At 68.4% G+C, this 20292-nt stretch carries 15 protein-coding genes and 3 tRNA genes; 9 read left to right on the top strand and 9 right to left on the bottom strand.

Annotated features, from left to right (window positions below; all coding sequences use genetic code 11):
• Positions 1 to 99: 99 nt before the first annotated feature.
• Both ABJK40_RS04980 and ABJK40_RS04975 read left to right on the top strand, forming a co-directional pair.
• Positions 100 to 3474, top strand: a complete 3375-nt coding sequence (locus tag ABJK40_RS04980; RefSeq protein WP_348478461.1) for an MMPL family transporter — start codon at positions 100 to 102, stop codon at positions 3472 to 3474.
• Between the two features lie 97 nt (positions 3475 to 3571).
• Entirely contained in the window at positions 3572 to 5692 is a 2121-nt protein-coding gene (locus tag ABJK40_RS04975; RefSeq protein ID WP_348478462.1) for a 3-hydroxyacyl-CoA dehydrogenase NAD-binding domain-containing protein, read from the top strand.
• 39 nt (positions 5693 to 5731) lie between these two features.
• On the opposite strand, the gene ABJK40_RS04970 is transcribed toward ABJK40_RS04975, so the two are convergent.
• From ABJK40_RS04970 to ABJK40_RS04955, 4 genes are all read right to left on the bottom strand, one after another.
• A complete protein-coding gene (locus tag ABJK40_RS04970; RefSeq protein WP_348478463.1) occupies positions 5732 to 5941 on the bottom strand; it encodes a hypothetical protein in 210 nt (69 codons plus the stop codon).
• Between the two features lie 146 nt (positions 5942 to 6087).
• Positions 6088 to 6160, bottom strand: a tRNA-Phe gene (locus ABJK40_RS04965).
• A gap of 77 nt (positions 6161 to 6237) precedes the next feature.
• Positions 6238 to 6312, bottom strand: a tRNA-Asp gene (locus ABJK40_RS04960).
• A 62-nt stretch (positions 6313 to 6374) separates the two neighbouring features.
• Positions 6375 to 6447, bottom strand: a tRNA-Glu gene (locus tag ABJK40_RS04955).
• Between the two features lie 120 nt (positions 6448 to 6567).
• Here ABJK40_RS04955 and ABJK40_RS04950 point away from each other — a divergent pair.
• The 3 genes from ABJK40_RS04950 (at position 6568) to ABJK40_RS04940 (ending at position 9355) form a co-directional block, all read left to right on the top strand.
• Positions 6568 to 7755, top strand: coding sequence for an MFS transporter (locus ABJK40_RS04950; RefSeq protein ID WP_348478464.1), 1188 nt, complete (start codon positions 6568 to 6570; stop codon positions 7753 to 7755).
• A 74-nt stretch (positions 7756 to 7829) separates the two neighbouring features.
• The gene (locus ABJK40_RS04945; protein WP_348478465.1) at positions 7830 to 8501 is read left to right on the top strand and encodes a glycerol-3-phosphate acyltransferase; all 672 of its coding nucleotides are present in this window, start codon (positions 7830 to 7832) and stop codon (positions 8499 to 8501) included.
• Positions 8501 to 9355: a DegV family protein gene (locus tag ABJK40_RS04940; RefSeq protein WP_348478467.1), complete on the top strand. Its 855-nt coding sequence runs from the start codon at positions 8501 to 8503 to the stop codon at positions 9353 to 9355. Before ABJK40_RS04945 ends, ABJK40_RS04940 begins: the two co-directional genes overlap by 1 nt.
• 201 nt (positions 9356 to 9556) lie before the next feature.
• On the opposite strand, the gene ABJK40_RS04935 is transcribed toward ABJK40_RS04940, so the two are convergent.
• Entirely contained in the window at positions 9557 to 10033 is a 477-nt protein-coding gene (locus ABJK40_RS04935; RefSeq protein WP_348478468.1) for a beta-carotene hydroxylase, read from the bottom strand.
• A gap of 77 nt (positions 10034 to 10110) precedes the next feature.
• Here ABJK40_RS04935 and ABJK40_RS04930 point away from each other — a divergent pair, with 77 nt between their 5' ends.
• A complete protein-coding gene (locus ABJK40_RS04930) occupies positions 10111 to 10908 on the top strand; it encodes an enoyl-CoA hydratase/isomerase family protein (protein ID WP_348478469.1) in 798 nt (265 codons plus the stop codon).
• Here ABJK40_RS04930 and ABJK40_RS04925 read toward each other — a convergent pair.
• Entirely contained in the window at positions 10899 to 11582 is a 684-nt protein-coding gene (locus ABJK40_RS04925; RefSeq protein WP_348478470.1) for an alpha/beta hydrolase, read from the bottom strand. The genes ABJK40_RS04930 and ABJK40_RS04925 overlap by 10 nt on opposite strands.
• Positions 11579 to 12604 carry an alpha/beta hydrolase gene (locus tag ABJK40_RS04920; protein ID WP_348478472.1) on the bottom strand — a complete coding sequence of 342 codons (1026 nt, stop codon included), beginning with the start codon at positions 12602 to 12604 and terminating at the stop codon, positions 11579 to 11581. The genes ABJK40_RS04925 and ABJK40_RS04920 overlap by 4 nt, the downstream gene beginning before the upstream one ends.
• A gap of 61 nt (positions 12605 to 12665) precedes the next feature.
• Between ABJK40_RS04920 and ABJK40_RS04915 the strand changes: the two genes are divergently transcribed.
• The 3 genes from ABJK40_RS04915 to ABJK40_RS04905 all read left to right on the top strand — a co-directional run bounded on the left by ABJK40_RS04915 (position 12666) and on the right by ABJK40_RS04905 (position 14997).
• Complete coding sequence (locus ABJK40_RS04915) at positions 12666 to 13085, top strand: LysM domain-containing protein (RefSeq protein WP_348478474.1); 420 nt, start codon at positions 12666 to 12668, stop codon at positions 13083 to 13085.
• Positions 13086 to 13133: 48 nt separating this feature from the next.
• On the top strand, positions 13134 to 13829 hold the full coding sequence (locus ABJK40_RS04910; protein ID WP_348478475.1) for a hypothetical protein: 696 nt from the start codon (positions 13134 to 13136) through the stop codon (positions 13827 to 13829).
• Between the two features lie 247 nt (positions 13830 to 14076).
• Positions 14077 to 14997, top strand: a complete 921-nt coding sequence (locus ABJK40_RS04905; protein WP_348478476.1) for a hypothetical protein — start codon at positions 14077 to 14079, stop codon at positions 14995 to 14997.
• Positions 14998 to 15175: 178 nt separating this feature from the next.
• Here the strand turns inward: ABJK40_RS04905 and ABJK40_RS04900 are convergent, their stop codons facing one another.
• On the bottom strand, positions 15176 to 18244 hold the full coding sequence (locus ABJK40_RS04900; RefSeq protein WP_348478478.1) for a choice-of-anchor Q domain-containing protein: 3069 nt from the start codon (positions 18242 to 18244) through the stop codon (positions 15176 to 15178).
• 85 nt (positions 18245 to 18329) lie between these two features.
• On the bottom strand, positions 18330 to 20249 hold the full coding sequence (locus ABJK40_RS04895; RefSeq protein ID WP_348478501.1) for a protein meaA: 1920 nt from the start codon (positions 20247 to 20249) through the stop codon (positions 18330 to 18332).
• Between the last annotated feature and the right edge of the window lie 43 nt (positions 20250 to 20292).

The following is a 20292-nucleotide window of genomic DNA, read 5'->3' as shown; positions in this document are numbered from 1 at the left end:
GGTGACATCGGGATCGGTGGTCGTGTCGTCGGAGGGGGCGGAGCGACCCGGACGAGGAGCTGGACGGAGATCCACCGGACAGAGACGTAGGGGACAGTGATGGAACAGTTCTGGCGCAACACCGGAATCCAGTTGGGCAAGCAGTGGAAGGCCGTGTTCGTGGTGATGCTCGTCATCACCGGGGTGCTGGCGCTCGGCGCCTCCAAGATCGAGTTCGCCACGGGGCAGGACAGCTACCTCAACCCCGATTCGCAGATCGCGCTCGACAACGTCGCGTTCCAGGACGACTTCGGTGGCGAGACCATCATCCTGCTCTTCTCAGCCGAGGGCGACGCCAAGCTCCCCGACCTGTTCACCGGGAACAACCTCGCCGAACTGCGCCGCGTCACCGACGAGATCTCGGCGATCCCCGAGGTGTACTCCACGGTGACGCCCACGGTCTCGCTGACCTACAGCTCCGAGATCGTCGGCGGCGACGCCGGCACCGCAGCGCTCACCGGTGCGCTGTCGCGCGACGAGGCCGGCGCCGAAGCCCGCAGCGCCGACATCGCGATCTCCCTCGCACGTCGTGGCGCCGCCGGCCCGCAGGACACGTGGACGCTCGACAACCCCGACTGGGTCGAACTGCTGATCTTCGGCAACGACGGGTACACGGTGGGCGACGACGGAGCGCCGGTCGCCCCACCGATCGACGAGCGTGTGGTCCGGTTGTCGCTGCAGGGCACCTTCCCGAACCCGAACCCCGAGCGGATCCACCAGACCGCCGTCGGTGGCGTGGTCCTCAACGGGAACGCCACGCTCGACGAGCAGTCCGCCGGCACCGACAAGGTCGTGGAGATCCTCGAGGGCGCCGAACTCGAGGGCTTCGAGTTGACGATCACCGGGTCGCCGATCTACCTCGGCGAGATCAACGACTACCTCAAGGGCGGCACGCTCACGCTCGGTCTCGCCGCGCTCGCCGTGATGGCGATCGTCCTCGGGCTGATCTTCAAGGTCCGGTGGCGACTGCTCCCGCTGCTCGCCGTGATCGTCGGCGTGTTGTGGTCGTTCTCGATCCTCGGGCTGATCGGCATCGATCTGTCGCTCGTCACCATCGCGGGCCTGCCGATCCTGATCGGCCTCGGGATCGACTTCGCGATCCAGATCCACAACCGGGTGGAGGAGGAGGTGGTGCTCGACCAGGACGCTCATCCGATCGCCGAGACCCTCGCGAACATGGCCCCGCCCCTGATCGCCGCCACGGTCACCGGTGTGCTCGCCTTCCTCTCGCTGCGGATCTCCAAGGTGCCGATGATCCGCGACTTCGGTGTCCTGCTCGCGATCGGTGTCGTGGTCCTGGTGGCCGTGGGCATCATCGTGCCGATCGCGGCGCTCGGCATCCGCGAGTGGACGGACCGCACGGATGAACGTGGCGAATCAGCCGTCGAGAAGCTCGTCGTGAAGCTCGGTGGCCTGCCGACCCGGCTCGGCCCGCCACTGATCCTGCTCGCCGTGCTCCTCGCCGTCGGTGGTGTCGCGGTCGAGGGTCGCACCAAGATCCAGTCCGATCCGATCAGGTGGATCGACCAGGGCAGCCAGACCGTCACCGACATCGACCGCCTCGCGGACGAGACCGAGTTCGCGTCGACGCTCGGCGTGCTCGTCACGGCCAACAACGTGTTCGACCAGCAGATCGTCGACCTGATCTACGAGTTCACCCAGGACGCCGAAGCGCGACCCGAGGTGATCGCCACGTCGAGCCTCGTCGGCACGATGGAGAAGATCATCCAGATCGAGGGCGCATCGCCGCTGGCTCCGACCACCGGCGACATCGTGAATGCAGAGGCGGCGGCGAACGAGGTGACGCCCGACATCACCAAGGTGCTGGTGAACCCCGAGCGGACAGCGGCCCAGATCAACCTGCGACTCGCCGAGGGCAGCCTCGAGGACCGGTCGGTGCTCGTCGACCAGCTCGCGGCCGATCTCGATGCACGGATCGCCGCGCTGGAGGTGCCCGCCGACAGCATCCTGCTGAGCGGGCTGCCCGAGGGGCAGGGTCCCGTCAAGGCCACACCGGCGGGCCTCGCCACGGTGGGCATCGGCCTGCTGGAGAACCTCTCGGCGAACCGCGCCAACCTCACCTACCTCGCACTCGCGCTCGCCGGCCTCTACCTCGTCGTCCGGATGCGTAGCCTCAGCAGAGCCGTCCTGGCGCTCGTCCCGGTCCTCATGGCCGTCGGCGCGTCGTCGCTGTTCGTCGGGTTGCTCGGCATCGAGCTGAGCCCGCTGACCACGGTGAGCGGGCCGCTCGTGGTCGCATCGTGTGCCGAGTTCTCGGTGCTGATCCTCGGCAGATATCTGGAGGAACGCCAAAACGGGCTGACGCCACGCGACTCGACCGACACCGCCGCGGCGCGGACCGGGCGCGCGTTCTTCACCTCGGCCATGACCACCATCGGTGGATTCGCCGTTCTCATCGTGTCGCCGCTTCCCCTGCTGCGTGACTTCGGGATCATCGTCACGCTCAACGTGGCGATCGCACTCCTCGCCGCTCTCGTGGTGATGCCGCCGTTGTCGGTCTGGGTCGACGAGAAGGGTTGGCTCGGCACGCAGGAGCAGGGCAACACCGACAGCCGAGCCGTGCGCATGGCCGCCGTCGTGCCGGGCAAGCAGTCGATCGGTGCGGCCGTCGGAGCACTGGCACTGCTGGTCGGCGTGATCGCCGTGTACGCCAGCGCCGACACCTCGAACGGTGAGGTCGACGAGGTGGCGTACGCCGCCGTCGCTCTGCCGACGACGACCACCACGACGTCCACGACCACCACCACGACGACGGTGCCGGGTGCGCCCGAGCCGACCGGCCCGACGATCGACCCGTCCACCTTCGGAGACGAGCGGCCCGTGACGGTGGTGGGCGGTGTCCTGTTCGACCTGCTCACGAGCGCGGACATCGGCGTCGCCCCGAACGTGGCGAACTGCACGATCGAGACCCTGGCGTCGCGGATCACCGACGACGAACTGATCGCACTGGGCGCCGCCGAGGCCTCCGACGAGTCACTCGAGTTCGTCGTTCCCGCGGCGCTCGACTGCGGCATCACCCAGAATCAGATCGACCGGGCCGTCGCGTCGTTGCGCGGCGAGCCGCTTCCCCCCGTGGAGGAGGCCCCCGCCGAGTCGACGCCGACCGGAGAACCCGAGACGGCCGGCCCGGAGATCGACCCGGCAGGGTTCAGCGCCGACCCCCCGACCGACCCGATCCAGGCCACGGTGTTCGAGCTGTTGGTGGGCGGCGGGACCTACGTCGGACAAGGCATCGACCCGATGACGGCCAACTGCGGCATCGAGACCACCGTCGTCGACAACGGCCCCACCGTGCTGACCGACCTTGCTGCGGGCCTCCCCGCCGCCGTCGACCAGGTCAAGGCGTCGGTCGCCAAGTGCGGCATCGCCCCTCAGGTCGTCGACGCGGCCCTCACCGAGTTCCAGGGCGGCTGACGCCCGCATCGCCGTGTGACCCGGCGTCATCGGCCCGGACGGATCTCGCCGGGCCGTGGAATCGGAGTTCTGGGGGTGCGGCTGCAAAGCTGGGCCGATGGCCGAATCCACAGAACTCTCGCAATCCGTCCGCCTCGAACGCGTCGAGGAGAACGGTGTCGACATCGCCCTCGTCGTCGTCGACAACCCGCCCGTCAACGCGCTCAGCTGGCACGTCCGCCAAGGCCTGTTCGACGGGATCACGCAGGCGACCGAGTCGGGCGCGCAGGCGATCGTCGTCATCTGCGACGGACGGACCTTCATCGCCGGAGCCGACATCAGCGAGTTCGGTGGCAACGTGCCACAGGCCGCCGGACTCCACGAGGTCCAGGCGGCCATGGAGGATGCTCCCGTCCCGGTGATCGCAGCCATCCACGGCACCGCCCTGGGCGGTGGCCTCGAGGTCGCACTCTGCGCGCACTACCGCGTCGCCGTCGCCTCGGCGAAGTTCGGCCTGCCGGAAGTGAACCTCGGTCTGCTCCCCGGCGCCGGTGGCACCCAGCGACTCCCTCGCCTCGTCGGCGTGCCCAAGGCGTTGGAGATGATGACCACCGGCCGCCACGTCAGCAGCAGCGAGGCCGTGTTCGACGGCCTGATCGACGACGTCGTGCCCGCCGAGCAGGGCGACGGTCTCGACGCCCTGCGCGCCGCCGCCATCGCGTTCGCGGCGAAGGCGGTCACCGACGGTCTGCCGCTCGTCCGTGTCCGCGACCGCAACGATCAGGTGGAACTGCACAAGGGCGACGAGAAGATCTTCGCCGACTTCCGGGCGGGCATCGCCCGCAAGACCCGGGGCTTCCTCGCACCCGAGTACAACATCCGGTGCATCGAGGCGGCGGCCAACCAGCCGTTCGAGGAGGGCCTCGAGACCGAGGGCAAGCTGTTCATGGAACTGATGACCGGCCCGCAGTCGGCCGCCCAGCGCTACGCCTTCTTCGCCGAGCGGGCGGCGAACAAGATCCCCGACATCGCCAAGGACACGCCGCTGATCGACGTCCAGAAGGTCGGCGTCCTCGGCGCCGGCACGATGGGCGGCGGCATCGCGATGAACTTCGTCAACGTCGGCATCCCCGTCACGATCGTCGAGCGCGATCAGGAGAGCCTCGACCGGGGTCTCGCCGTGGTCCGCAAGAACTACGAGCGCTCCCGTTCGACCACGCCCGAGCAGGTCGAGGAGCGCATGGCACTGATCACCGGCTCCACCAGCAAGCAGGACTTCGCCGACTGCGACATGGTCATCGAAGCCGTGTTCGAGGACATGGAACTGAAGAAGTCGATCTTCCGCGAGCTCGACGGGATCTGCAAGCCCGGAGCGCTCCTCGCATCGAACACCTCGGCGCTCGACATCAACGAGATCGCCGCGGTCACCAGCCGACCCGAGAGCGTGATCGGGATGCACTTCTTCAGCCCGGCCAACGTGATGAAGTTGCTCGAGAACGTGCGTGGCGACAAGTCCTCCGACAGCGTCGTGGCGACCACGATGGCGATCGGCAAGAAGATCCAGAAGGTCTCCGTGATGGTCGGGGTGTGCCCCGGCTTCGTCGGCAACCGGATGCTGTTCATGCGTGGCGCCGAAGCCGAGCGGATGCTGCTCGAAGGCGCGACCCCGGCGCAGATCGACAAGGTCCTCTTCGACTTCGGCTTCCCGATGGGCCCGTACTCGATGAGTGACCTCGCCGGCCTCGACATCGGTTGGAAGGAGGAGAAGTCCTCGTCGTCGACGATCCGGGAGATCCTCTGCGAGAACGGTCGTCGCGGCCAGAAGAACGGACGCGGCTACTACACGTACGACCCCGACACCCGCGCCGCCACGCCCGACCCCGAGGTCGAGCAACTGATCAAGGACTTCGCCATCGGCAAGGGTCACGAGCAGCGCGAAGTGAGCGATCAGGAGATCCTCGAACGACTCCTCTACCCGATGGTCAACGAGGGAGCGAAGATCCTCGAGGAGAAGATCGCCATCCGCGGCAGCGACATCGACGTCGTGTGGGTCAACGGCTACGGCTGGCCCGTCTACCGAGGCGGCCCGATGCACTGGGCCGACAGCGTCGGCCTCGCCGAGATCGTCACGCGCATCGAGGCATACAGCTCCTCGCTCGGCGGCAAGCACTGGGACCTCAGCCCGCTGCTGAAGGAGTTGGCAGCGGGCTCCGGCCAGTTGCAGACCTACACGGCCTGAACCCCGCAGCCGGCGTCGACCTCGCAGGCGGCGGAGACGTCAATCGGTTCGCACGTGGAGCACGTCGCGGACTGCCGTGATCACGGCGGCGACGAGCCAGAGCGCGCCGATCAGTTGCAGCAGGCCGATCGGCGCGAGGAAGCCGGGAACGAGGAACAGCACCGCGATCGTGACCAGACCGAGCACGCTCGGCCCGGTCCGGTGGTCGGGATCGGTGAGCACATCGAGCACGGCGGACATCTCGGTCATCATCTCACCCGATCACGCCGTCGCGCACGCGACGAAGAGGGAACGGAGCCGAACGAATCGGACAACGCCGTCGACGCCGGCTCCAGCACGGCGATCGTGTCGAGAACGACGAAGGCCCCACCCGGAGGTGGGGCCTTCGATCGATGTGGTCTCGACCGGCGTCGATCCGGTGACCTCTCACTTTTCAGGCGAGCGCTCTGCCAACTGAGCTACGAGACCATCTTGTTGACCCGGGCGGTTCCTTGCCCAGATTGACAAAAGCCATTCACCGATTTCTCGGTGAATGGCCCCTGTTGCGGTCCCGACGGGATTTGAACCCGCGACCTCCGGCTTGACAGGCCGGCGTGAACTCCTGACTTCACCACGGGACCAGTTTGGTGTTCCCGGCAGATGTCAACCTGCCATGTTCTATGTGTAGCGCGTTTCCGCACCGCACCCCCAACGGGATTCGAACCCGTGCTGCCACCTTGAAAGGGTGGAGTCCTAGGCCGCTAGACGATGGGGGCCTATTCGAGGCATGGGCCTCTTCTCGTTGAGAGCGAGATGAATCTAACAGCGACCGTGCGACGTTCCACGCGACGATGTCTCTCTTCGATGAGCGAGCGACGCGGTCGTACTGTGTCGCAGTGCGTTGGCGTCGCCCCGAGGGTCTGCAGCAACTGGACCCCGGAGCAGCGACGCAACTCGCGCGCCTCACCGCACTGGAAGGGTTCGCTCGCTCGATCATCGTCGGGGTGGTTCCGCTGGCCGCTCTCGATGCGCTGGGTTCGAAGGCCGCGGTGTCGTACGCATTCTTCGGCGGAGCGGCGCTGACCCTGCTGATCACGCTGAACATCGGCCGACTCGAACGCGCCGTCCAACGGAGGTGGGTGATGATGATCGGCGCCGGCCTTCTCGTCGCGGCAGCGTCGATGTACGCGGTCGTGGACGGTCCGCTGTTCGCGATCGCGATCGGCTTCCACTCCACAGCGGCCTCGATCTTCTCGGTGTGTCTGTCGCTCTACATCATGGACTTCATCGGCAAGGCCGAACTCACCACGACCGAATCACGGCGAATGCTCTACAACGGAGCTGCGTGGTTCGTCGGGCCGACCATCGGCGGCTGGCTCTGGAGTCACTCGATGGGTGCGGTTCCGTTCATCGTCTCGATCGTCACGACCACGTTGATGGTGGCCTATTTCTGGCGGTTGCGGATCCATGCCAACCCCGTGCTCCGCGGCCCGACCCGCTCGGTCACGAGGCCGTGGCACAACATCGTCCGCTACTTCGGGCAGAGGTACCTTCGCTGTGCGTACGCGATCACGACGGCCCGTGCGATCTTCTGGGCGACGCTGTTCGTCTACGGCCCGATCTACGTGATCGAGGCTTCGCTCCCGACGTGGGCCGCAGGGGTCTTCCTGTCGGCTGCGAGCGCCACGCTGTTCCTGAGCCCGCTCGTGAGTCGCGTCGCCGACCGATTCGGTCTGCGGAACACGATCGTGGGTGCCTTCGTCCTGATGGCCGCGTCGATGGTGGGACTCGCCGTGCTGCGTGAGGCACGGCCGATCGGCGTGGCCTTCTGGCTGCTCGGGGCGCTCGGCGGGTCGACGATCGACGTCCTGGGCAACATTCCGTTCATGCGTCTCGTCAAGCCCCGCGAACGAGGCGCCATGACGACGGTGTTCTCCACCTGGCGCGAGGTGTCGTTCCTGCTGGCGCCGCTCATCGCGGCAGCGGCGCTCGCGCTCGGGGAGTTCTGGTACCTGTACGCCACGCTCGCCGTCGTCCTGGCCGGCGGAGCGTGCGCCACGACGTTCCTGCCCCGACGCCTCTGATCGATCGCGTGCCGCCGCCGCGACTCCGAGCGGCCACGCGGAGCCGTGCGAGCGTGGACGACTAACTTGGCCTCGTGCAGTGGACCGGACGTCGAGGCAAGCTGAACCGACTCGGGATCGGGGTCGGCATCGCCTACCTCCTCGGCACGATCTCCACGGCGGACATCGTCGCCCGGAAGATGGCGGGTCCCGATCTGCGCTCGCAGGGCACGGGCAACCCCGGTGCGGCGAACGCGATGAAGGTGCTCGGCACGAAGGCCGGCCTGGCCGTCATGGCGGGCGACATCGGCAAGGGCGTCGCAGCGTGCGCGATCGGCGGCGTGCTCGCCGGACCGACCGGTGCGCACCTCGCGGGAACCGCCTCGGTCGCCGGGCACTGCTATCCGGTCCTGAACGGATTCCGGGGTGGCAAGGGTGTGGCCACGAGCGTCGGCCAGTGCTTCGCCACGTTCCCCGCGTACTTCCCGATCGACGTCGGCGTCGCCGCCGCCACCGCCTCCGTGCCGGCCTGGAAGCAGCGGGCCTTCGCCGCCACGCTGGCGTCGAGTGCGTGCTGGGTCGTCGGGGGGATCGTCTGGTGGGCGAAGGGATGGCGCAACCTGTGGGGCCCGAAGCCGACGATCATGCTGCCGGTCAGCGCGCTGCTGTCCAGTGCGATCATCGCCGAACGCTTCATCGCCGCCGGCAACCCCCTTCCGGGCGGGCTCGGGGCCGATGCCGCGTCGGCCGTCGGCGGAACCCTCTGATGGGGGACCGCAAGATCGGCATCGTCGTCGACTCGAACAGCCAGATGCCGGCGGAGTTGGCCGAGCGTCACGGCATCCAGATCGTTCCGCTCACGGTGGTCGTCGACGGCGTCGAGTTCAGCGAGGGAGTCGACATCGACGCCGACTCCTTCTACGGATTCTGGACCGGCGATCACGCGCCCCGGGTCGAGACCAGCCAGCCCGCGCCGGGTGCGTTCGTCGCCGCCTACGAGCGGCTGAAGGCGGCCGGTGCAACCGACATCCTGTCGGTCCACATCACCGAGTCGATGTCGGGCACCCTCAACTCGGCGCGCCTGGCGTCCGGCATGGTCGACGTGCCGGTCCGTCTGGTCGACACCGGAACGGCCAGCTTCGGCATCTCCTGTTGTGCGTGGGCGGCCGCCGATGCGATCGCGGCCGGGGCAGATCTCGACACGGTCGCCTCCGTCGCCCAGCAACGCGCTGCGGGGCTGCACACCACCTTCGTCGTCGGCGTTCCGTCGCTGATCGACCGATCGGGTCGCAGTGGCGACGTGAGCGTGCAGGAGGCTGCGAGCGATGGCGTCCCGGTCCTGGCCATGACCGGCCCCGACCTGTCGGTGCTCGCCACGGTGACCGACCTCGATGCAGCCGTCCAGGCCATGGTCGACGACGCCCTCGCATGGACGCCGTCGTCGTCGGCCGGTCTGCGGATCGCCGTGGGCACGTCAAACGCGTCGAGCGCGCCGATGTCGGAAGCGCTCACCGCGGCCCTGGTCGACCAGCCCTCGGTCGCCGAGGTGCTCCAGTACCGGATCGGTCCGAGCGTCGGAGCCCACACCGGTCCCGGTACCTCCGGTCTCTTCGTCTTCTGACTTCTACGGCCCCGACTCGCCCTCGGTCATCCCGACACCGGCTCCCGACCCGCTGTGAGCTGTGGACCGCGACATCGCGGTCTCGAGCTCACACCCGGTCGGACTCGGGGCCTGTGGGTCGGTCGATGTGAGCCGTGGACCGCGAGATCGCGGTCCAGCGCTCACAGACGGATCGGCCGCGGTGGGCCTGCCGGCGGCGGGTCAGGCGCGGGCGAGGGGATTGCGGTCGGTCTGGCCGGCGCGGGCTCGCAGTTCGGAGGGCACCACCGGCAGCAGCATGCCGTAGGGGGCGGCGTTGTACAGGTGGTGGATGCGGTGCGCCTCGGCGAGGCGGTCGAACGCAGCGACGCGATGCCCGGCGAACCAGCTCATCCGGCCGTGGATGTAGACGTCGTGCACCAGGGCATAGGCCGCGCCGTAGGCGGTGATGCCGATGCCGACCGGCACGAGCGATCCGAAACCGTCCCAGTTGAACCCGGCGAAGAAGCCGACGTTGACGACTGCGGCGAACATCACCGGGTACCAGTCGTTGGCCTCGAACCGCGAGACGATGCGCCGGTGGTGGCTCCGGTGGAGGAACTCACCGACTCCGTGCATGACCCAGCGGTGGGTCGCGGCCGTGACGGGTTCCATGGCACAGAACGCCAGCACGGCGATGGCGACGGTCGACCAGGTCATCGCACGCGACGTTATCCCGGGCCGAGCAGCCGGTGTCCGATCCTCTGTGGATGTCGCCGAGCTGTCACGATCGCTCCATGTCGGGATGGACCACTCTCACCGCCACCACCGAGGGCCGGATCGGGCGCCTGACGCTGCAACAACCCGATCGGCTCAACCCGCTCGGCACCGTGGCGCTCACCGAGATCGCCGAGGCCGCTGCGTGGTTCGACACGACCGAGGCATCGGTCGTGGTGGTCACGGGAGCCGGGCGGGCCTTCTCGTCGGGCTTCGACCTGCGCGAGTTCGCAGGTCGGCCCGGTTCCGAGGACGACGGCCCGACCGGCACCCCTCTCGATCCTCGAGCGCAGGCCGACCTCGGACGGGTCATGGCCGAAGCGATGGAGCGCATGCGTGCGCTCACGATCGCGGCGATCAAGGGCCCGTGCGTCGGCGGAGGAGTGGTGCTCGCGGGGGTGTGCGACCTGCGGATCGCCGCCGACGACACGGTGTTCTCCATTCCAGAGGTCGACCTCGGGATCCCGCTCGCCTGGGGCGGCATCCCGAGGCTCCTCCGGGAGATCCCGCCGGCGATCGTGCGCGAACTCGTCCTCACGTGTCGGCCCTTCGACGCGGTCGAGGCGCATTCGCTCGGCTTCGTCAACAGCGTCGTGCCACGCAACGAACTCGACGCCGCAGTCGAAGAACTGGCCGGGCAACTCGCTCTCAAGGCGCCGTCGGTGGTCCGTGCGACCAAGCGTCAGGTCAACGCCGCACTCGACGACATGGCGTCCACCGCCGGAGCGTGGGCCGACGCCGACCAGTTGGGTGCGGCGATGCGCGACCCCGAAGCCCGTGCCGCTGCACGCGACTACCTGGCCCGCCGTCAGGCGTAGGAGGCCAACGCGTCGGCGAGGGTCGCCTCGACCACGCCCGGAGAATCGACCACGGCGTCCAACCACTTCGGCCGGAAGCTGCTCGCCACCGTGATCGGGTTGGCGATGGGCGCGCCTGCGTTGGCCAGGTTCACGAACGACACGGCGTAGTCACCGGGTCGCAGGTCGCGGCCGAGTTCGACGAGCGCGTACGGGTCCGGCGTCGTGCCGTTCGTCTCGAGCGCGAACACCGCCTGCGAACTCGGACCGGTCGGCCCACCGGCCAGGCCGGGGCCGTCGACGAGGATCGCTCCGTGCACCTGCGAGGCGCGTGCACCGGCGATCTGCAGCGCGATGTACGCGCCGAGGCCGCGGCCGAGCACGGTGATCGAGCGGTCGGGGTCGTCGTCGGTCAGGTGGGCGAGCGCCTGGTCCACGTCGGCCATCAGGGTCTCGGGGGAGTAGCCGCCGCTGGCGGGGCAGGTGGAGGCGCCATGGCCGGTGAAGTCGAGGGCGGCGATCGGGCCGGGCCAGGCGGCGACCCACGCAGGGACCGACTCGGGAGACCGGTCGCCCAGCCCGTGCAGCAGCAGCAGGGGTCGACTCGGGTTGCGGGAATCGACCGGCTCCGCGCGCAGGATGTGGAGGGCCAGGTCGATCCGGTTGTGCCGCAGCATGACGATCTCGGTGCTCATGACGGACCTCCGATGAAGTCGAGGACGAGTTCGCTCACCAGGTCGGGTTGTTCGATGTGGACGAAGTGGCCGACGTCGTCGAGCACCTCGCAGCGCCCGTCGAGCGGCATGTACGGCGCCACCTTGTGCGGTGGCGTACCCCAACCCATCTCCTCCATCTGTGCGCCGAGGATCCCGAGGAACGGCATCGGCAGCCCGGGCAGTCGCAGCAGCATCCATTCGGGTCGCCACGGACCGAAGCCGCCGAAACGCAGGGTCGGGTCGATCCGCCAACGCCAACCGTCGTCGGATCGGAAGCCGCCGGTCGACACGAGACGTCGCAACCACTCGTGGGGCAGCCTCGGGTTCATCCGGCCCCGCCGCGTCGCGAGTTCGTCGAGGGTGCCGGGCTTGCGACTGGCCGTTGCGGTGGCACGACGGTGGTCGAGCCAACCGGCGAGGTCCTTGGCGAGCATCGTCGTCCGCTCGTGCTCGGCGAGGTCGGGCATGTTGCGCTTGTACGGGATGCCGTCCATGTTCACCAGGGAACGGAACCGGTGTGGTTGGGCGTCGGCCAACTGCGTCATCAGCGCGCCGCCCTTCGAGTGGCCGATGACGGGGATCGGGCGGCCGGCGGCCACGTGATCGAACACCGCGAGTGTGTCGCGCAGGTCGCCGTCCCACGAGTACAGCGCTGCGTGCTCGCTGTTGCCGTGGCCACGTTGGTCCCAGCTCACGACGCGCCATCCGGCTGCGGCGAGTTTCGGGGCGAAGAGGTCGAACGTCCGGGCGAAGTCGAATCCGCCGTGCATCATCATCAACGGCGGCGCGTCGGCGTGACCCCACTCGTGCACGGCGATCCGCAGCCCGTTGGCCATCAGGTCGTAGGTGCGGTCGGGGCGCCTGGCGCCGGGGAACGGTGACTCACCGAACTCGTCGAGTCCCTCGTCGGTCGGGTTGCCGCCACCGTCCGCCCCGACGCCCGGTCCGCTGGATGCGGGCGCATCATCGTCGGGCGGAGGAGCGGGGGACGGGTCGGTCACGTGGCGACGGTAGCCGCCATGGTCCGATGCCCGACAGCCCGGCTGGCGTATCATCGAGGAGATGTCAGCGGATGGGGCAACACGGGGCGGGGTCCGCCCGTCGTTCGGATCGGCCACGACGCGTTCGTTCCTGTTGGTCGCCGGTGTGGCGTTGTCGGCAGGCCTCTCGGCGTGCGGCACGACCGACGAGGCATCACGCATGACGTTGCCGCCGCTCGAGACCACCACCACGACCACGACCACGACCACCACGATTCCGTTCGAACGGTTCTACGAGGTCCAGCCGGGCGACAGCCTGAGTGCGATCGCCGAAGCGAAGGGCGTGACGATCGTCGACATCCTCAACGCGAACCCGCAGATCGGGCCGGAGGGATCGATCCAGGCCGGCGAGACGATCGAGATCCCGGCGGTTTCGTCCGTGCCTGCCGAGGTCCCCTCCACCGACGCCGAATCCGTCCCGGCGACCGAACCCGAGCCCTGAGCCGCAGATCACTCGTCGGGTGGCCGGACCATCTCTACACTTCCGGCCATGAGCTTCTGGCCGAACTCCGAACACTGGAGCGTGAAGATCCCGCTCGACACCCCCCACCCGCGTCTCGACGTGCTCGCCGACACCGGCGTCGTCGTCCTCGACGATGCACCCTTCGAGTGCCCCGAGTCCGAATACCTCGCACTGGAGTACATGGACTGGAAGTCGGGTGGCGACACGAACTTCGCACCGCTCGCCACCGCCGACGGCGAACTCGACTGCCGCGGCTTCTGGGACAAGGGCAAGACCGACAAGGACGCGATGTGGACGTCGAACGCCGACGTCGCGCCGTCGATCCGTGACTACGTCGACGGTGTCGGTGCGAACTTCGGTCGGGTCCGCACGATCAAGCTCGAACCGCAGGATCGCGAGGCCGCGATCCGGTCGCTGCACCGTGACGACAACAACCGCTTCAACCCCGACGACGAGGGCTGGGTCGTGCGGTCGTGGGTCGAACTGACCGACAACCCCGACAGCTACATGATCCTGATGGACAACGACGAGAACGGTCTGCCCGACGCGTCGACGGAGATCCGCGTGCCACTGCACAAGGGTGCCCGTTTCGTGGTCGACACGCAGCGCCTGTGGCACGTCGTCGTCCACCATGGTTCGGAACCCAGGTATGCGCTGATCACCAGCTTCGAGTCGGGCCCCGTGCTCGACGACTGGATCCGCGCCAACACCTCCGCCGCCTGATCACGCAGCCCCTCCCGCGCCTCGTGGCGCCGCCCGGGCCAATGCACTGCGTTCTCGTCAGCTCTTCCGGTCGGATCGATGACGGGAGCTGCCGAGAGATTCGCCTCCGACATTCCCGTGAGCACACATCGGTGAACGTCACGGATGCGCTGACGAGAACTCGATGGAGGGGGCTCACCCGGGTGCCTCGCCGGCGAGTCCGGGTTCGAACCCAACCGTGGAGTACCCCCGCGCTTGAGTGGGATGCATGACCAACCTCAACCACCGCCTGGTGGATGTCGCCACCGGTCAGCTGGGTGTGCTCTCGCGAGAGCAGGCGCACGGCATCGGGATGACCGATGCGCAGCTTCGAAGCCGGGTCCAGAGCGGCTTCCTCGCCAAGTCACTCCCGAATGCGTTCCGCCTCGCCGGCGCACCTCCGACTCCACTTTCCAGGCTCCGCGAACTCCTCCTCGACGTCGGAGGCGATTCCTGTGCGAGCGGCCCCACCGCTGCTGCGCTGCACGGCTTCGACGGCTACCGCCTGCGGGAGCCGTTCGATCTCACCGTCGGTCGAGGCCGCCACGTCAACCGGATCGGACACCGGATCCACACGACCACGGATCTGCAACCCATCGATCGCTGTGAGGTGTCGGGCATCCCGACGATGCGTGCGGCACGGACCGTGATCGACCTGGCGAGGACCGAGGCCGTCGACTGTCTGACCGCGGCGATGGACAGCGGGCTGCGAGACGGGAGGTTCACCGAGGGTTCGCTGCATCGCCGAATCGTCGCTCTGCGCAGATCCGGCCGCACCGGCGTCCGCAGACTGCTGCACACGATCGAGGGCCGAGAGGCCATCGTCGGCGCACACAGCTGGTTGGAACGCGAGTTCTTGCGCCTCCTGAGCGGCGCGGGTCTGCCTCGCCCCGAACCGCAACGGGTGTTGACCCGGGCGGGTGACCGCCTCGTTCGGGTCGACTTCTTCTTTCCGGGCACGACGGTCGTGGTCGAGGTGCTCGGGTACACCTGGCACCGCGACAAGGCGCACCTCCGACGGGACACCGAACGGCTCAACGCACTCGTCTTCGCCGGACTCACGCCGTACCAGTACACCTACGAAGCAATCGTCGACCGACCGGCCACGGTCGTGGGGGAGTTGCGTCGGGTGCTCGGCGTCGTGCGCTGAGGCCTCGGTGCGACGATTCCGGTCAGCGCACCCTCTCGATCTGCCCAGATGTGCTGACGAGAACTGTGCGTGGTCGGTCGACTGGAGCGACCACGGCCTTTCCGGTCAGCGCACCCTCTCGATCTGCCCAGATGTGCTGACGAGAACGCAGTGGGTGGATTCGGGTGGGTCGGGTGCGTCAGCTCGCGTACCCGACCACGTCGACCAGGAGGTGGGTGCGCACCGACGTGAACACGCACATCTCGCCGCTCGTGTTGAGGCCGGCGATGATCTCGCTCGACCCGTTGAGTCCGGCGACGAAGTTCAGTGAGCTCGCGTTCGGTCGGGCGCCGTCACAGTTCCACACGGTGAAGAAGCCGAGTGCTGCGGGGTTCACGGCGGCGATGTTCACCACCGCTGCGGTGGCCACGTCGGTGACGTCACCGCGACCTGTGATCTTGACCCGCAGCGTCTGGCCGGCGTTCAGTGTGCCGAAGCCCTCCAGCCTGCCGTCCTCGGTCGTGGCACCCGAACGGGTGTCGACGAAGCGCGCCGGGTCGATCGGCGTGAACGACGCGGCCGCCGGAAGCCAACCGACCAGGTCGACGGCGAGATCGAGACCGGCCGAGTTGTCGATGCAGATCGCGCCGGTGCTCGACAGCTTCGCGATGATCTCGTTGGCGCGGTTGACGCCGGCGACGTGGTTGAGCGAGCTGGCGTTCGGGACGGGGTCGACGCAGGGGTGGACCGTGAGGAACCCGCCGGCGTCAGCGTTGATGGCGGTCACGTTGACCACCGCAGCGGCTGCTCCCTGGGGGATGCCGACACGACCCGTGATCTGCAGTCTGAACTGCGAGCCGGCGGCGACGAAGCCGTCGCCGGAGAAGTCGCCGTCGACCGTCTCCGCGCCCTCACGGGTGTCGAGCATGCGCGAGGGGGACGTGGCCCGGTAGGGCGAGTTCATCGGCACGTACCCGACGACGTCGACGATCAGGTGGCTGCTCGCCGACGCGAACACGCACACCCGACCCGTTCCCGAGAGCGGCGCGACGATCTCGTTGGCGAGGTTCTGGCCGGGCACGTAGTTCAGCACCGAGGTGGTCGGGCGGTCCTGGTCGCACGGGAAGACGGTGAAGAACCCGCCGGCGAGCGGCTGGGCGCTCGTGATGTTGACCACGGCTGCCGGCACGCCGTCGGGAACCCCTCCCCGGCCGGCGATGTCGATCTCGAGCGTCTGGCCGACACCGAGCCGGTCGATCCGCTGGACCAGGCCGTCGACCGTCTCGCCGTTCGCACGGGTGTCGGCGAGGCGTGCCGGGGCGACCGGGATCACGAACGGCGTCGGGACGTTGATGATCGTGACGGTGGCGGTCGCAGGGGTGCCCGCCACCGCTCCCGTGATCGCCGAGAGCGTGGCGACGATCGTCTCGGCGAGGTCGTCGGCGATGTCCTCGGTGATGGAGACGACGACGGTTCGAGCGGTGGCGTCACCATCGGCCCACGTGAACGCCGAACCGATGTCGGAGTGGTCGACGCCGTTCGTGGCCGTTCCCGTGGAGGCGAGCGTCGCCGTCGCGGTGCCGTCGGCGCCACCGGTGCGGGACACCGTGAAGGTGACCGAACCGCCTTCGGCGACGGACGTCGCCGACGCGGTGACCGAGATCGCTCCGCCGCTCAGCTCCAGGGCGCCGATGTCGATCCGTCCGTTCGACACCCGGCTGCCACCACGCTGGTCGGTCGTCGGCGCCCCGGAGAAGCTCGGATCGCCGGCGTCGACCGCAGGCGATGTGGGGGAGGGGCGGCGGCTGAGAGTCGGCCCCCCGTTGTCGGTCAGCGCTCCCAGCTGCGGATTCACACCGATCTGGTTGTTGGCGCCGGTGGCGATCGTGGTGTCGGTGGGGACGCCGAGGAACGACCAGTTCAGCGAGTTGACGACGCCGTCGATCTCGGGAGCATTGGTCGTCGTCGTCGTGTTGCCGTAGACGATCGAGTGCTCGATGGCGAGGGGGCCGTTGGCATCGATCGCTCCACCTCGACCCGATGCCGTGTTGTCGGTGAACGTGGAATGCCGGATCGTGGTGCTGCCACGGCTCTCGGACCGGACGACTCCGCCGTCGGCGGCGCTGTTGGCGTTCGCGGTGACGTTGGTGAACGTGGCGCCCGACGTGGCCGCCCCGGCCCCGGAGTCGGGCAGGTAGGCGACGCCCCCGAGGGCCGTCGCCGTGTTGGCGTTGTACGTCGATCGGTCGCTCGTGAGGAACGAGTCGTCCAGGAACAGTGCGCCTCCGCTGAGGGCCTGGTTCCCCCGGACCGTGGTGTCGTCGATCCGGACCGTCGCCTCGATCGCGTGGACGGCACCGCCCTGCCCGGCTGCGACGTTGCCGTCGATCGTCGAGTCGGTGATCGTGAGCACGTTCGGGTCGGCGAACGGACTCCCCATCGTGAACTCGAGCGCCACACCGGCGCCGTCACCGGCGTCGTTGTCGGTCACGACGACGTGGTCGAGCACGATGTTCGCGTCGCGACCGTGCACGGCTCCGCCGTCCTGGCTCCCGGTGTTGTTCGCGAAGCGACTCGACGCGATCCGGGCGCTTCCGCCGTTGAGCAGCGAGATCGCGCCACCGTCCGCGCTCGCCGTGTTGTCCTCGAAGGTCGACCCGTCGACGATCACCGTGTTGCCGGGTTCGTTCTGCCCGTTGAAGGTCACGGCACCTCCGTTCGACCCGGCGACGTTTGCCTCGAAGGTCGAGTCGGTGATGGTGAGCGTGGTGATCGAGACTCCGCTCGCGCCCACGGAGACCGCGCCACCGAACTGCGAGACGCTGTTGTCGCTGAAGGTCATGGAGGTGAGGTCGACGTTGCCGGACGCCGAGACCGCTGCACCCGACGGATTGATGCCGGCAGCGACGAACCGACGCATCGTGAATCCCTCGAGTCCGATGGTGGGGGCGACGAAGCCACGGGCCGTGTTGGCACCGTCGATGGTGAGCCCGGTGGCGGTGGCGACGACGTCGACACGCTCGTTGGGACTGGGCAGATCGGACGAGAGCGTGATGGTGGAACCGACCGGCAGGTCGAGGGTGATGGTGTCGGGGCCGACGTTCGCGTTCGTGGCGAGAATCGCCTGACGCAGCGAACCCGCTCCGGAATCGGCGGTCGAGGTGACGGAGAACGAGTCGGCGCGCGCGGTCGTCGGCGCAGCGACGAGGCCCGTGCCGACGAGCACGGTCGAGACCAGGACGGGGACGAGACGTTTGCCGAGAATCACCGGGTGGACGGTAGGAACCCCGCGTGAACGGGCCGTGAACCACGCCGACACGAACGGCCCCGAGGTGGCCCGGCGGGTGACTCGGTCAGGTCGAGCGGTGGGCGACGGCGAGGTCGGCGATGTCGCGCATGATCCTCGCGATCTCGTAGTCCTTGGGGGTGTAGATCGCCGCGATGCCGTTGGCGAGCAGGCCCGCCCGGTCGTCCTCCGGGATGATGCCACCGAGGACGACGGGGGTGTCGACGCCCATCTCGCTCAGGTGACGCAACACGTCGGGCACCAACTGCAGGTGCGAGCCCGACAGGATCGAGAGTCCGATCACGTCGGGGTCTTCGTCGCGTGCCGATGCGGCGATCTGCTCGGGGGTCATCCGGATCCCGGCGTACACGACCTCCATGCCCGAGTCGCGCGCCGCGACGGCGATCTGTTCCGCTCCCGACGAGTGCCCGTCGAGGCCCGGCTTGGCCACCAGGAACTTCGGAGGACCACCGGCGATCGACTTGACGTGTTCCGCCACGGCCGCCAATCCGGCAGCGGATGCGGCGGCCCCGCCGACACCTGTCGGAGCCCGGTACTCGCCGAACACCTCGCGCATCACGGTCGCCCACTCGCCCGTGGTGCCTCCGGCCTTGGCCAACGCGATCGAGGCCGGCATCACGTTCTCGTCCGAGCGGGCGACCCGGCTCAACTCGGCGAGCGCGGCGTCGACCGCCGACTGGTCGCGCGCAACCCGCCACTCGACGAGGCCGTCGATCGTCTCCTGCTCCACGGCGGGGTCGACCTTCATGATGTTGTTCTCGCCGCTCAGCGGCGACTCGGTGGTCTCGGTGAAGTCGTTGACGCCGATCACCTTCTGCTCACCCGACTCGATCCGCCGCGTGCGTGCCGCCATCGACGACACCAGCCGCGCCTTGAGAGTCTCCACGGCCTCGAACGCGCCACCCATCGCGAGCACGTCGTCGAGTTCGGCCTGGGCCTCGGCGCGCAGTTCGGCGGTACGGGCCTCGATCACCACCGAGCCCTCGAAGAGATCGCCGTACTCCAGGAGGTCGGACTCGAACGCGAGCACCTGCTGCATCCGCAGCGACCACTGCTGGTCCCACGGCCGCGGCAACCCGAGTGCCTCGTTCCACGCGGGCAACTGCACCGAGCGAGCACGTGCGTCCTTCGACAGGGTGACGGCGAGCATCTCCAACACGATGCGCTGCACGTTGTTCTCGGGCTGCGCCTCGGTCAGACCGAGTGAGTTGACCTGCACGCCGTAGCGGAAGCGCAGTGCCTTGTCGTCGGTCACGCCGTACCGGCTGCGACCGATGTCGGCCCACATGTCGGACATCGCCCGCAGCTTGCAGATCTCCTCCACGAAGCGGATCCCGGCGTTCACGAAGAACGAGATCGAGCCGAACACCTGGGAGAACTGTTCGTCGCCGACCTGGCCCGATTCCTTCACGGCGTCGAGCACGCCGATGGCCGTCGCCATCGAGTACGCGATCTCCTGCACCGGCGTGGCTCCGACCTCCTGCAGGTGGTACGAGCAGACGTTCATCGGGTTCCACTTCGGCGCGTGCTCGGCGCACCAGGCGACCATGTCGACGATCAGGCGGCGCGATTCCGCCGGCGGGAAGATGTAGGTGCCGCGCGACAGGTACTCCTTGACGATGTCGTTCTGCGTGGTGCCGCGCAGGTCCTGTGACGGCACGCCCTGCTCCTCGGCATTGGCGACGTAGAGCGCAAGGAGCCACGCTGCGGTGGCGTTGATGGTCATCGACGTGTTCATCGCGCCAGGCGGGATCTGGTCGAGGAGCGTCTTCATGTGGCCCAGATGGGCAACGGGCACGCCCACCTTGCCGACCTCGCCGCGGGACATGATGTCGTCGGCGTCGTACCCGGTCTGGGTCGGCAGGTCGAATGCGATCGAGAGTCCGGTCTGTCCCTTGGCCAGGTTCGTGCGGTACAACTCGTTGGAGGCCGCAGCGGTCGAGTGGCCCGAGTAGGTGCGCATCATCCACGGCCGGTCGCGCGGTCGGGCTGCAGCTGTCGAGGAGGCT

This window comes from Ilumatobacter sp. (assembly GCF_039969435.1).
Classification (GTDB): domain Bacteria; phylum Actinomycetota; class Acidimicrobiia; order Acidimicrobiales; family Ilumatobacteraceae; genus Ilumatobacter_A.
The sequence above is the reverse complement of the archived record's forward strand: the minus strand, read 5'-3'. Positions and strand labels throughout refer to the sequence as shown.

Bases quoted from the DNA above. Each gene is read 5' to 3' on its own strand.
- ABJK40_RS04915 (WP_348478474.1), top strand. From the start codon at position 12,666: ATGTCAGCGGATGGGGCAACACGGGGCGGGGTCCGCCCGTCGTTCGGA.
- ABJK40_RS04910 (WP_348478475.1), top strand. From the start codon at position 13,134: ATGAGCTTCTGGCCGAACTCCGAACACTGGAGCGTGAAGATCCCGCTC.
- ABJK40_RS04975 (WP_348478462.1), top strand. From the start codon at position 3,572: ATGGCCGAATCCACAGAACTCTCGCAATCCGTCCGCCTCGAACGCGTC.
- ABJK40_RS04905 (WP_348478476.1), top strand. From the start codon at position 14,077: ATGACCAACCTCAACCACCGCCTGGTGGATGTCGCCACCGGTCAGCTG.
- ABJK40_RS04930 (WP_348478469.1), top strand. From the start codon at position 10,111: ATGTCGGGATGGACCACTCTCACCGCCACCACCGAGGGCCGGATCGGG.
- ABJK40_RS04970 (WP_348478463.1), bottom strand. From the start codon at position 5,941: ATGACCGAGATGTCCGCCGTGCTCGATGTGCTCACCGATCCCGACCAC.
- ABJK40_RS04980 (WP_348478461.1), top strand. From the start codon at position 100: ATGGAACAGTTCTGGCGCAACACCGGAATCCAGTTGGGCAAGCAGTGG.
- ABJK40_RS04940 (WP_348478467.1), top strand. From the start codon at position 8,501: ATGGGGGACCGCAAGATCGGCATCGTCGTCGACTCGAACAGCCAGATG.
- ABJK40_RS04895 (WP_348478501.1), bottom strand. From the start codon at position 20,249: ATGATGCGCACCTACTCGGGCCACTCGACCGCTGCGGCCTCCAACGAG.
- ABJK40_RS04935 (WP_348478468.1), bottom strand. From the start codon at position 10,033: ATGACCTGGTCGACCGTCGCCATCGCCGTGCTGGCGTTCTGTGCCATG.
- ABJK40_RS04925 (WP_348478470.1), bottom strand. From the start codon at position 11,582: ATGAGCACCGAGATCGTCATGCTGCGGCACAACCGGATCGACCTGGCC.